At 62.8% G+C, this 11,408-nt stretch carries 12 protein-coding genes; 10 read left to right on the top strand and 2 right to left on the bottom strand.

Translation table 11 applies throughout. The features are described 5' to 3' along the window. Positions 1 to 11: 11 nt before the first annotated feature. Positions 12 to 764: a flagellar type III secretion system pore protein FliP gene (fliP, locus tag AB7828_RS11985; protein ID WP_092146430.1), complete on the bottom strand. Its 753-nt coding sequence runs from the start codon at positions 762 to 764 to the stop codon at positions 12 to 14. Next, positions 761 to 1,846: a flagellar biosynthetic protein FliO gene (locus tag AB7828_RS11980; protein WP_441230246.1), complete on the bottom strand. Its 1,086-nt coding sequence runs from the start codon at positions 1,844 to 1,846 to the stop codon at positions 761 to 763. Before AB7828_RS11980 ends, fliP begins: the two co-directional genes overlap by 4 nt. Positions 1,847 to 2,221: 375 nt before the next feature. Here AB7828_RS11980 and flgB point away from each other — a divergent pair, with 375 nt between their 5' ends. From flgB to AB7828_RS11930, 10 genes are all read left to right on the top strand, one after another. After that, complete coding sequence (gene flgB / locus AB7828_RS11975) at positions 2,222 to 2,635, top strand: flagellar basal body rod protein FlgB (RefSeq protein ID WP_093756616.1); 414 nt, start codon at positions 2,222 to 2,224, stop codon at positions 2,633 to 2,635. Positions 2,636 to 2,664: 29 nt separating this feature from the next. Beyond that, complete coding sequence (gene flgC, locus AB7828_RS11970) at positions 2,665 to 3,090, top strand: flagellar basal body rod protein FlgC (RefSeq protein WP_089265171.1); 426 nt, start codon at positions 2,665 to 2,667, stop codon at positions 3,088 to 3,090. A gap of 16 nt (positions 3,091 to 3,106) precedes the next feature. Then, positions 3,107 to 3,433 (top strand): flagellar hook-basal body complex protein FliE, encoded by a 327-nt coding sequence (gene fliE, locus AB7828_RS11965; protein ID WP_068735666.1) that lies wholly within the window; start codon positions 3,107 to 3,109, stop codon positions 3,431 to 3,433. A 42-nt stretch (positions 3,434 to 3,475) separates the two neighbouring features. Then, a complete protein-coding gene (gene fliQ / locus AB7828_RS11960) occupies positions 3,476 to 3,739 on the top strand; it encodes a flagellar biosynthesis protein FliQ (RefSeq protein WP_068735669.1) in 264 nt (87 codons plus the stop codon). A gap of 13 nt (positions 3,740 to 3,752) precedes the next feature. Further along, entirely contained in the window at positions 3,753 to 4,523 is a 771-nt protein-coding gene (gene fliR / locus AB7828_RS11955) for a flagellar biosynthetic protein FliR (RefSeq protein WP_068735671.1), read from the top strand. Positions 4,524 to 4,533: 10 nt separating this feature from the next. Next, entirely contained in the window at positions 4,534 to 5,607 is a 1,074-nt protein-coding gene (gene flhB / locus AB7828_RS11950) for a flagellar biosynthesis protein FlhB (protein WP_441230245.1), read from the top strand. 184 nt (positions 5,608 to 5,791) lie between these two features. After that, positions 5,792 to 8,365 carry a cell cycle histidine kinase CckA gene (gene cckA / locus AB7828_RS11945; protein WP_441230244.1) on the top strand — a complete coding sequence of 858 codons (2,574 nt, stop codon included), beginning with the start codon at positions 5,792 to 5,794 and terminating at the stop codon, positions 8,363 to 8,365. A 215-nt stretch (positions 8,366 to 8,580) separates the two neighbouring features. After that, positions 8,581 to 9,618, top strand: a complete 1,038-nt coding sequence (locus tag AB7828_RS11940; protein WP_441232237.1) for a Tim44 domain-containing protein — start codon at positions 8,581 to 8,583, stop codon at positions 9,616 to 9,618. A gap of 211 nt (positions 9,619 to 9,829) precedes the next feature. After that, complete coding sequence (locus AB7828_RS11935; protein WP_441232236.1) at positions 9,830 to 10,498, top strand: lectin; 669 nt, start codon at positions 9,830 to 9,832, stop codon at positions 10,496 to 10,498. Positions 10,499 to 10,680: 182 nt separating this feature from the next. After that, positions 10,681 to 11,388: a glutathione S-transferase gene (locus AB7828_RS11930; protein ID WP_441230243.1), complete on the top strand. Its 708-nt coding sequence runs from the start codon at positions 10,681 to 10,683 to the stop codon at positions 11,386 to 11,388. Positions 11,389 to 11,408: the final 20 nt, after the last annotated feature.

Below are 11,408 nucleotides of genomic sequence, written 5' to 3'. Positions count from 1 at the left end.
GGCGAGCTTCGCTACTGCCCGTAACTTTGCACCAGACTGCCGGCCACCAGCGACCAGCCATCCACCAGCACGAAGAAGATCAGCTTGAACGGCAGTGACACCACCGCCGGTGGCAGCATCATCATGCCCATCGCCATCAAGACCGAGGCGACCACGAGATCGATGATCAGGAATGGCAGGAACAGCAGGAAGCCGATCTCGAAAGCGCGCTTCAGCTCGGAGATCATGAAGGCCGGCACAAGGATGCGGAGCGACAGGTCGTCAGGCGTCGCTGGAATTGGCTCGCCCGACAAGTCCATGAACAGCTTGAGATCCTTCTCGCGCACGTTCTTCTGCATGAAGCCGCGCAGCGGAATGGATGCACGCACCAAAGCTTGTTCGACGGTGATGTCGTTGGAGATCAGCGGCTTGATACCGTCGTCATAGGAACGTTGCAGCACCGGTCCCATCACGAAAGCCGTAAGGAACATCGCCAGCGCGATGATCACCGAGTTCGGCGGAGCCGTCGCTGTACCCAATGCGGTGCGCAGCAGCGACAGCACGACCACGATGCGTGTGAATGACGTCATCATGATCAGGATCGACGGTGCGATCGACAGCACCGTCAACAACGCAATCATCTGCACGGCACGTTCGGTGACGCCGCCGCCACCGCCGCCGAGATTGATGCTGATGTCCTGCGCCATCGCGGGACCTGCGAAGGTCCCGGCGGCGATCAGAACAGAAAGGAAAAATACTCTACGCGGGAGGTTCGCCGAACTCACGAACTGGACTTTGGCCGTCCCAGCAGGGAGGCCATCTCGTCTTCGAGATTTTCAAAACCCGATTTGACCGGCGGGACGACGGGCGGCGCCTCCGCACGGGCAGGGCTGGCGATCGAGACTTCCGGCGACCGCGAAGCCGGACGGATCGATGGTGCCTCAGGCGCCACCGACGGAGCGCCGACCCGGGGCTCAGGCGCATCCTGACGGGTTTCGCCGGCAGGACGGCGCAGGGCTGCTTCGAGGCGCTGCGCCATATCGGCAAGGTTCTGATCGGCAGACGACACGGCGACTGCCGGAGCAGGAGGTGTAGGGGCTTGCGTCGGTACGGGCGGCGCAACGACCGGGGCGGGAGCCGGGGCAGCAACAACCGGAGCAGGCGGGGTCGGCGCTGCTGCGACGGGACGGTCCGGCGTGCGGGGTTGCGGCATGGTGCGGATCGGCGGATCGGCACGCATCGGGCGCGGCATCATCGGCTCGCTACGTGGCATCTCGGCACGTGGCATTTCACTTCGCGGAATCGGCCGCTGCGGAAAAAGGTCATTGCGTGGCGCCGGTTCGGGGCGCGGCGCAGGTTCCGGCGCGAGGCTGGCTACCGGATCGGGTCGACGCTCCGGCAAAGGCGCGGCCGGGCGGCGTGGCTCTTCGATAAAGGAGGGGCGCGCGGGGCGCGGCGCCGGCTCCGGCACATGCGGTTCGGAATCGAAGCCGGAGTCGTTGCTCTCTGCCCAGCTCGGGGCTTCAGGCAGCGATGGGCCACGGCTTGCCACATCGGCGGCGAGGCCGCCGCGCTGCGGGGCCTGCTCGCGGCCGGGCATGGCGCGGACGATATTGGGCTCGACGACAATGTCCGACGGGCCACCGATCATCAGCAGGTGTTCGACATTGTCGCGGCGGACCAGCACCAGGCGGCGGCGGCCGTCCACGGCGGCGGCGTCGATCACCGCGAGCCGCGGCAAGCGCCCGCGGCTGGTGTTGTTGCCCAGCCGATTGCCGGCGAATCGGCGCACCAGCCAGGCGGTAAGCCCGATCAGCGCCAGCACGACAACGAAGGCCAAGATAAATTGCACCGATGATTGCATCATAAAGTCCCCAGCCAGACAGGGTGGCTGCAACGTCCACGTCCAGAGTCGGAGGTGTCATACCCCCGCACGCCCCGCACGCAGCGTGAATCACGCCCCATCTGTTAACGCCCCACGGCAGAACCTGCCGTTGGTTAATAATAAACTATGAATCGCCGCAGCCAAAACGACTTCTGCCGCCCCGTCGTATGGCCGATGGGGATGGTTAATCGGCCAATTCAGGCGAAAAAGCGTTGGCAGTTGCGAAAAACGTCAATTTTGCAGCATTCATTTACGGTTCGGTAACAAGTACCGCCGGAAATTAACTTCGTATTAACCATGCAGGCGGCAAATTCTGCCTAGCTCAGGACACTCCGTCCGGGCGGGCGGAGAAGGCCGATGGCGATCAGCGACATGCCGATGTTGTCGGCGCTGCGCACCAAGATGCAGTGGCATCAGGAGCGCCAGCGTGTGCTGGCCGAAAATATCTCCAATTCGGACACTCCGAACTTCCGCCCACGCGATCTCGTGGAACCGAAATTCGACAAGGCCGGGAACACGTCCGTCACCGCCGGCGGCATGGGCTCGCTGCCGATGATGCGCGCGGCCGGCACCAACATCCTGCCGACCGGAGGCTCGGCCTCTTTCAACCAGAACAGCCGGGTCGGCTACGAGACCCGGCCCGCCGGCAATGCCGTCAATCTGGAAGACGAGATGCTCAAGGTCTCGGCCAATCAGATGGACTATGCCGCCGCGACCTCGCTCTACACCCGCAGCCTCGGTCTGTTGAAGACCGCTATCGGCAAGCGCTGACGCCGCCGCGCGCATAAAGGGAACTCATCATGGCAGACGATATCAGCGACTTCTCGCGCTCCATGGGCATCGCGACCTCCGGTCTGCGCGCCCAGGCGGGCCGCATGCGGGTGATTTCGGAAAACATCGCGAATGCGCAGTCCACAGCGCAGACTTCGGGTGGCGATCCCTATCGCCGCAAGGTGCCGACCTTCAAATCCGAGCTGGACCGCTCGCTGGATGCCCGCATCGTCGGCCTCGGCCGCATCAGGCCGGATCAATCTGCGTTTCCCACGCGCTACGAGCCCGGCAATCCCGCGGCGGATGCCGCCGGTAACGTCAAATACCCCAACGTGAATTCGCTGGTGGAAATGACGGACATGAAGGAAGCGCAGCGCTCCTACGAAGCCAATCTCAACATCATCAGCGCCACGCGCCGGATGATCCAACGCACGCTCGACATCCTCAAGGCCTGAACAGGACAGCTGAACCATGGCAACTCCCTCTGTCGCCGCCAATGCTTACTCGGCTCTCTCGCGCATCATGGACGCCGGCGGCGGCGTCGGTGGCGGTCTCAACAAGGCGGCAGACGCCGGTGGCGGTCAGTCGTTCGGCGCGGTCCTCAAGGACGCGCTTGGCAGCGTGCTCGATTCCGGCCGCAAGTCGGATGCGCAGACCATCGCAATGGCCAACGGCAAGGCCAATGTGATGGACGTGGTCACGGCAGTTGCGGAAACCGACGTCGCCGTTTCGACGCTGGTCTCGGTGCGCGATCGCGTCATCCAGTCCTACGAAGACATCATGAAGATGCCGATCTGATCTTCCTCATCACGAACACCGCGTAACACAAGGATTACTGCAATGACCGGCCCCGAAACTCTCGACGTTGCCCGTGATGCGATCTGGACGATTGTGATCGTGTCCGGCCCGCTGATGGTCGTGGGCCTCCTAGTCGGCGTCGTGGTGTCGCTGGTGCAGGCGCTGACCCAGATCCAGGAACAGTCGCTGGTCTTCGTGCCGAAGATTCTCGCGGTCTTTGCCACCATGATGCTGACGCTCCCGTTCATGGGGGACGCATTGTCGAGCTACATGTTGCGGATATCGTCGCGAATCATCGGGGGGTGATGCACAATCCCGTATGCGCATCGATGTCTCGCTTCTGCCCGCTCTCGCCGCTGCCTTCATGCTGGCCTTCGCCCGCATCGGTACGATGGTGATGTTGATGCCGGGCTTTGGCGAAACCAACATTCCCGCACGGGCCAAGCTGTCGATCGCATTGGGACTGACCCTTCTCATGCTGCCGGCGCATCGCGGCGCTTATAACGTCGATATGGGATCAATCGTGCCGATGCTGGTTCTGCTGGTGCATGAGATCATCATCGGCGTCGTGCTCGGCGCCACCGCGCGCGTCACGCTGTCGGCGCTGCAGGTCGCCGGATCGATCATTGCGCAGCAACTCGGTCTCGGCTTCGTCACCTCGGTGGATCCGACGCAGGGTCAGCAGGGCGTGCTGATCGGCAATTTTCTCACGATGCTCGGCATCACGATGCTGTTCGCCACCGATACACATCACCTTGTGATCGCCGCCATTAATGACAGCTACAAGATTTTCGCGCCCGGCGAGATCATGTCGACGGGCGATGTGGCAAAGCTCGCGACCAATGCCTTCGCAGCGGCGTTCAAGATCGGCACGCAGCTTGCTGCGCCTTTCCTGGTGTTCGGCCTCGTCTTCAACATGGGGCTTGGCGTGCTGGCACGGCTGATGCCGCAGATGCAGGTCTATTTCGTCGGTGTACCGCTTTCGATCATGATCGGATTCCTGATCTTCGCCGTCGTGCTCGCGACCATGATGGGGACCTACCTCGAATACGTCACCGGCGTCATGCAACAAATGATGCCGCGGATATAGGGGCGCGCGGATGGCCGACGACGATTCCGAGAAGACACATGACCCCACGCAAAAAAAGCTCGACGATGCCCACGAACGCGGTGACGTAGCCAAAAGCCAGGAGGTCAATACCTGGTTCCTGCTGGCGGGCGCGACGCTGGTCTTGTCGACCTTCAACGGCTCGGTCGGCGGCGGGCTGCAGACGCCGCTCAAAAACCTTCTGCAAAATTCCTGGATGATACGGACTGACGGGCCCGGACTTTTGATGCTGGCCAAGAGCCTCTGCATGTCCATCTTGTCCACCATGGGCATGCCGATCCTGTTTCTCGTGATCGCCGCGCTTGCGGGCAATCTGATCCAGCACCGGCTCGTGTTCTCCACCGAAGGTCTGGTGCCCAAGTTCAGCAAGCTGTCGCCGATGGAAGGCGCCAAGCGCGTCTTCGGCAAGCAGGCGCTGGCCAATTTCCTGAAGGGGCTGTTCAAGCTCGTCGTGCTCGGCGCCGTGATGTGCGCGGTGCTGTGGCCCGAGCGGTTTCGTCTGGATGCGCTGATCCATATCGATCCGTCGGCGATCCTCGGCATCACCACATCGCTGACACTGCAGCTGATGGGTTCGGTGGTGGCGATGCTCGCCTTCGTCGCCATTGCTGACTTCTTCTTCCAGTACCGCACCTGGTACGAGAAGCTGAAGATGTCGCTGCAGGAAGTGAAGGAAGAATACAAGCAGTCCGAGGGTGACCCCCACATCAAGGGCAAGATCAAGCAGCTGCGTCAGCAGAACATGAAGAAGCGCATGATGGCAGCGGTGCCGAAGGCGTCGGTGATCATCACCAACCCGACGCACTACGCCGTGGCGCTGTCTTATGAGCGCGGCATGACCGCGCCGATCTGCGTCGCCAAAGGCGTCGACAACATCGCGCTGAAGATCAGGGAAGTTGCCGGCAAGCACGACATTCCGATCGTCGAGAACGTGCCGCTGGCGCGCGCGCTTTACGCCACCGTCGAGATCGACGAGGAAATTCCGGGCGAACACTACCATGCGGTGGCCGAAGTCATTGGCTACGTCATGGGCCTGAAGCGCGGCCTGTCCGGGCGCCCGTCATGATTCGGGGAAGGGCTTGGCAAGGGGCTTGGCAAGGGGCCGGGCAAGGGGCCGGGAACGTGTTGCGAATCGGCGGATTGGAAGCGAATAGGCCGACGCGGCGCTTGCGTAAGGCCAGCCGATTGATGCACTCAGGAGGCGCGCAAACCCGCGCTGCCGCAACTGCCAACAGGCGACGAACCGTCCGATGACTGCCGAGACCGACCACGATCGCCAATCGATGACGGCGCAGAATCCGGTTCTGCACGAGCCGGCCCGGCGCAGCGGCAGCATCGTGCTGGTGCTGCTGATTGCCGCCGCGATCATCGCCTGCGCCGTGGCATTCATGACGCTCGGCCGCGCCCAGGCGCAGCCTTATATTCTGGGCCTGCTGGCGCTGCTGGCGATGGTCGGCCTGTTCGTTTTGTTTGCCTTTGCCGCCGGTATTGTCCGCTTTGCCGATCGTGCCTCCGACGATCCGATTATGCGGACCGTGGCCGATCACGCCTTTGACGGTATCGCGGTCACCGATGCGCGGGGCCATGTGGTCTATGCCAATGCTGCCTATCTCACATTGACCGGCGCGGCCTCCGCACAGGATGCGCGACCGGTCGAGCGCGTCTTCATCGGTAATCCGGATGTCTCCGAAGCCGTCTTCCGTTTGCTCAAGGCTGCCCGCGAGGGCAAGCGCCAGCAGGAGGAAGTCCGTGTCGCAGCGCCCGACGGCAGCCATGGCCGCTGGCTGCGCATGCGCGTGCGTCCACTGGGTGAAGGCAAGCGCGAAGCCAAATCCACGGTGTGGTCGGTGGCCGATATTTCCCGAGATCGGCAACGCCAGGAAGACGTATTCCAGGAATTGCAGCACGCCATCGAATATCTCGATCACGCGCCTTGCGGCTTCTTCTCGGTCAATCCAAAGGGCGAGCTGGTTTACGTCAACGCTACGTTGGCGAACTGGCTCGATCACGATCTTGCCGAGATCGGCTCCGGCGGTCTGAAGCTCACGGACATCGTCTCTGGCGACGGCGCCTCGTTGCTGACATCCATTGTGCCGATGCCCGGCGAGGTCAAAACCGAAGTCTTCGACATCGACCTGCGCATGCGCAACGGCAAGACCATGCCGGTGCGTCTCTATCACAAGCTCGCTTTCGGCGCCGACGGCGTGCCGGGTGCGTCGCGCACCCTCGTCATCAGCCGCGCCCGCGACGAGCGCTCGGATCCGCAGCGTGCTGCCGAAGTGCGCTTCATGCGCTTCTTCGACCATACGCCGATGGCGATTGCGACGGTGGACCGCGACGGCACCGTGGTGCGCGGCAATGCCCGCTTCGCCAAGCTGGCGCAGAGCCTCAACACATCCGGCGCGGTCAACAAGTCGATCCTCGCCGCCGTCAGCGACCGCGACCGCAACCAGCTCGTCGCGGCCATCGGCCACGCCGCCCAGGGGCAGGGCGATATCCCGCCGGTGGAAGCGCTCCTGGAAGGCGCCAAGGAACGCTGGGGACAGTTCTTCGTCACCGCTGTCGAAGAGAACGAACGCGAGACCGAAGCCGCCATCGTCTACATGCTGGAGACCACCGAGCGCCGCACGCTCGAGAACCAGGTCAACCAGGCGCAGAAGATGGACACCATCGGCCAGTTGGCCGGCGGCATCGCGCACGATTTCAACAACGTGCTCTCCGCCATCATGATGGCCAACGACTTCCTGCTGAACGCGCACAAGCCGACCGATCCGTCGTTCCAGGACATCATGCAGATCAAGCAGAACGCGACGCGCGCGGCGACGCTGGTGCGCCAGTTGCTCGCATTCTCGCGCCGCCAGACGCTGCGCCCGACCGTGCTCAATCTCGGCGATGCGCTGTCCGATATCGATCTGCTGCTGAAGCGCCTGATCGGCGAGAAGGTCAAACTCGAAGTCGTGCACGGCCGCGATCTGTGGCCGGTGAAGGTCGACATCTCGCAATTCGAGCAGGTGATCGTGAATCTCGCGGTCAATGCGCGCGACGCGATGCCGGACGGCGGCGCGTTGACTGTGCGCACCGTCAACGTCTCGGCCGAGGAAGCCGGGCGGCTGTCCTACAAGGGCATGCCGCCATCGGACTATGTGCGTATCGATGTCAGCGATACCGGCACCGGCATTCCCGCCGACATCGTGGAGAAGATCTTCGAGCCGTTCTTCTCCACCAAGGATGTCGGCAAGGGCACCGGCCTCGGCCTCTCCACAGTGTACGGCATCGTCAAGCAGACCGGCGGTTTCGTCTATGTCGATTCAGAGCCAGGTAAAGGCACCACGTTCCGCATCTTCCTGCCGCGCCATCATCAGGAAAAGGAAGTCGCTCCCGATCCGGCGATTGCGGCCGCCGTCGCCGCCAAGGAAGCCGCTGCCGACGCCAAGCCACGTGCGGATCTGACCGGGCAGGGCACCATCCTGCTGGTCGAGGACGAAGAAGGCTTGCGGGCGCTGAACGCCCGCGGTCTGCGCTCGCGCGGTTACACGGTGGTCGAAGCCGGCAACGGCGTCGAAGCGATGGAGCTGTTCGACGAGCAGAACGGCGTCATCGATCTCGTGGTCTCCGACGTGGTGATGCCGGAGATGGACGGACCGACGCTGCTGAAGGAGATGCGCGCCCGCAATGCGGATATTCGCATCATCTTCGTGTCCGGTTACGCCGAGGAAGCCTTCGAAAAGAGCCTGCCGGAAAACCAGCAATTCGCCTTCCTGGCCAAGCCGTTCGCCCTGAGCGCGCTGATCGCCAAGGTCAAGGAAACCATGGCGCCGAATTAACGGAGCGCCGCTGGCAATACCATCCTGCCTTCTAATGCGCATTCACCCCGCAATGCAGCATATGTGTTTGAAAGCAAGATGACTCTTGCGCCAAAGGTTCAATGACGAGCCGCGACCGAGGGCCGCAGCGTTTACCCTCGAACGGTGCTTCCCTTTTAGGCTGGGGTAGCCATGTTAGGGGTGTTTTCCCCCTGCCGGGGATTGAGGGAATGACCATGACTTTCACGTTCAGCATGCGCGGCGTCGTCAAGACGATGGCCGTCGTCCTTTCGCTGGCGATGCCGCTCACAATTGCAATCTCCTCTGCCGACGCCCGCGTTGGCGGTGGCAGCAGCTCGGGCTCGCGCGGCAACCGCACGTTCTCGGCCCCGCCGAGCACGTCGACGGCGCCTAACGCGGCTCAGCCGTTCAACCGCACCATGCAGCAGCCGGGTTCGCCCGGCATGAACAGCGCGACCACGGGCGCAGCCAGCAAGGGCGGTTTCTTCAACCGTCCGGGCATGGGCATGCTCGGCGGCCTTGCCGCCGGCTTCCTCGGCGCAGGCCTGCTCGGCATGCTGTTCGGCGGCGGTCTGTTCAGCGGCCTCGGCGGTATCTCGTCGATCATCGGCCTGCTGCTGCAGGTCGGCCTGATCATCATCGTCGTCCGCCTCGCGATGTCCTGGTGGCAGCGTCGCAACCAGACGGCGTCGGCCTATGCCGGTCCGGCCAACTCGGCCTATACCGGCCCGGCCAATGGTCCCGACCAGAACCAGGCGCACATGAACCAGGCGCAGCCGGGTTATGGCGCGCAGCCGACCCAGCGCAGTGGCCTCGGTGGCTTTGGTTTCGGCGGCGGCTCGAATGACAAGCCGATCGAGATCGCACCGCAGGATTATGAAGCTTTCGAGAAGTTGCTCAGCGACGTACAGGCCGCCTGGTCGAACGAAGATGTCGAGAAGCTCGGCAAGCTGTCGACGCCGGAAATGGTGTCGTACTTCGCCAAGGACCTCGCCGAGAACAAGGCGCGCAACGACGTCAACAAGGTGTCGGATGTGAAGCTGCTGCAGGGCGACCTGGCGGAAGCCTGGCGCGAAGGCGACACCGACTATGCGAGCGTCGCAATGCGCTTCTCGCTGGTCGACAAGACGCTGGAGCGCGGCACCAATCGCTTGGTGGCTGGTAGTGAAACGCCGATCGAAGCGACCGAGATTTGGACCTTCGTGCGCCCGCGCGGCGCCGATTGGGAACTGTCGGCGATCCAGCAGGCGTAAGCCTTGCGTCATTGAAATCGGACAAGCGCCGCGGATCATTCCGCGGCGCTTTTTGTTGGCCTCATGCGTGTGCATTGCCAAGCGATGATCTCAATAAGAGAGCGGGAATAATCCGCCGGATGACGTGTTGGTCAGTTGCGTCCCATCGCGACTGGCGTTGCGTGGCTACAAAAACAAATTGGAGGAATCGATGCCCATTATTCTCTCGACCATGACCCGTCTCGGTATCTTTGCCGGTGCTGTTGCCGTCTCGCTTGCAGCAACGTCGCCATCGTTCGCGCAGGGCGCGGATACCAGCTTCTTCGTCACCAGCAATGGCATCGGCAATGGCGGCAATCTCGGTGGCCTCGCCGGTGCTGACAATCATTGCCAGACGCTGGCACAGGCTGCAGGCGCGGGCGCCAAGACCTGGCGCGCTTATCTCTCGACGCAGGCCGCCGACGGCAAGCCCGCGATCAATGCCAAGGACCGGATCGGCAACGGCCCATGGAAGAATGCCAAGGGCGTCGTCGTCGCCAAGGATGTCGCTGATCTGCATGGCGCCAGCAACAACCTCTCCAAGCAGACCTCACTCAGCGAAAAGGGCGAGGTGATCAATGGCCGCGGCGATACGCCGAATCGCCATGACGTGCTGACCGGCTCGCAGGCCGATGGCACCGCCTTCGCCGCCGGCGAGGATCGCACCTGCAAGAACTGGACAAGCAGCACGCAGGGCGCCGCCATGGTCGGTCATATCGATCGTACGGGGCTGAACGAAGAGCCGCCGGCGAAGTCATGGAACACCTCGCATCCGTCGCGCGGCCCCGATGGCGGCTGCTCGCAGAACGACCTGAAGAGCACCGGCGGCGACGGTCTGCTGTACTGCTTCGCCTCGAATTGAGTTCTATTGCGATAGACGAGCAGCAACACACTCCGCCATGGCCGGGCCTGTCCCGGCCATGGCGCGTTTTGCGGCGATAGCTGGACGACGGCGCGGAGTTCTGGCCGGACCAGCGCTGCGAACGAATTCCGCGGTGAGCAGTTACCCTGGCACCCCTGACGCGACATTTGGCGAGGTTCCGCATGCGATATAAGCTGTATTACTGGCCGACGATCCAGGGCCGCGGCGAATTCGTGCGCCTGGCGCTCGAAGATGCCGGCGCGGACTACCGCGACGTGGCGCGTGGCAAGGGCGGCATGGCCGCAATGACGAGGATGCTCGACAGCAAGAAAGGCATTCCGCCATTCGCGCCGCCATTCCTCAAGGCGGGCAGTATGGTGATCGGCCAGACTGCCAACATCCTGTTCTACCTCGGCCCACGTCACGGTTTGGCGCCGAAGTCCGAAGCGGCGCGCCTGCAACTGCATGAACTGCAGCTTACGATTACCGATTTCATCGCCGAAGTGCACGACACCCATCACCCGATCGGCATGTCGCTCTATTACGAGGACCAGAAAGGCCCGGCCAAAAAGCGCAGCGCTGAATTCCTGAAAGAGCGCGTGCCGAAATATCTCGGCTATTTCGAGCGGATATTAAAAGCCAGCGAAGGCGCCTATGTCACCGGCCGCAAGGCGACCTATGTCGATCTGTCCCTATTCCAGGTCGTTGAAGGATTGCGCTACGCATTTCCGAAACGCATGAAAAAATTCGAGCGGGAGATTCCAGGCCTGATCGATTTGCATAACCGCGTGGCGGTTCGACCGAACATCAAGGCCTATCTCGACAGCGACCGCCGCATTGCCTTCAACAAGGACGGCATCTTTCGGCACTACAAGGCGCTGGACAAATAGCGCCGTGCGGCTCGCGCGAC

Origin of the sequence: Tardiphaga sp. 215_C5_N2_1 (assembly GCF_052076055.1) — a bacterium.
Taxonomy (GTDB): Bacteria; Pseudomonadota; Alphaproteobacteria; order Rhizobiales; family Xanthobacteraceae; genus Tardiphaga; species Tardiphaga robiniae.
The sequence above is the reverse complement of the archived record's forward strand: the minus strand, read 5'-3'. Positions and strand labels throughout refer to the sequence as shown.

Bases quoted from the DNA above. Each gene is read 5' to 3' on its own strand.
- AB7828_RS11980 (WP_441230246.1), bottom strand. From the start codon at position 1,846: ATGATGCAATCATCGGTGCAATTTATCTTGGCCTTCGTTGTCGTGCTG.
- flgB (WP_093756616.1), top strand. From the start codon at position 2,222: ATGGCGATCAGCGACATGCCGATGTTGTCGGCGCTGCGCACCAAGATG.
- flgC (WP_089265171.1), top strand. From the start codon at position 2,665: ATGGCAGACGATATCAGCGACTTCTCGCGCTCCATGGGCATCGCGACC.
- fliE (WP_068735666.1), top strand. From the start codon at position 3,107: ATGGCAACTCCCTCTGTCGCCGCCAATGCTTACTCGGCTCTCTCGCGC.
- fliQ (WP_068735669.1), top strand. From the start codon at position 3,476: ATGACCGGCCCCGAAACTCTCGACGTTGCCCGTGATGCGATCTGGACG.
- fliR (WP_068735671.1), top strand. From the start codon at position 3,753: ATGCGCATCGATGTCTCGCTTCTGCCCGCTCTCGCCGCTGCCTTCATG.
- flhB (WP_441230245.1), top strand. From the start codon at position 4,534: ATGGCCGACGACGATTCCGAGAAGACACATGACCCCACGCAAAAAAAG.
- cckA (WP_441230244.1), top strand. From the start codon at position 5,792: ATGACTGCCGAGACCGACCACGATCGCCAATCGATGACGGCGCAGAAT.
- AB7828_RS11940 (WP_441232237.1), top strand. From the start codon at position 8,581: ATGACTTTCACGTTCAGCATGCGCGGCGTCGTCAAGACGATGGCCGTC.
- AB7828_RS11935 (WP_441232236.1), top strand. From the start codon at position 9,830: ATGACCCGTCTCGGTATCTTTGCCGGTGCTGTTGCCGTCTCGCTTGCA.
- AB7828_RS11930 (WP_441230243.1), top strand. From the start codon at position 10,681: ATGCGATATAAGCTGTATTACTGGCCGACGATCCAGGGCCGCGGCGAA.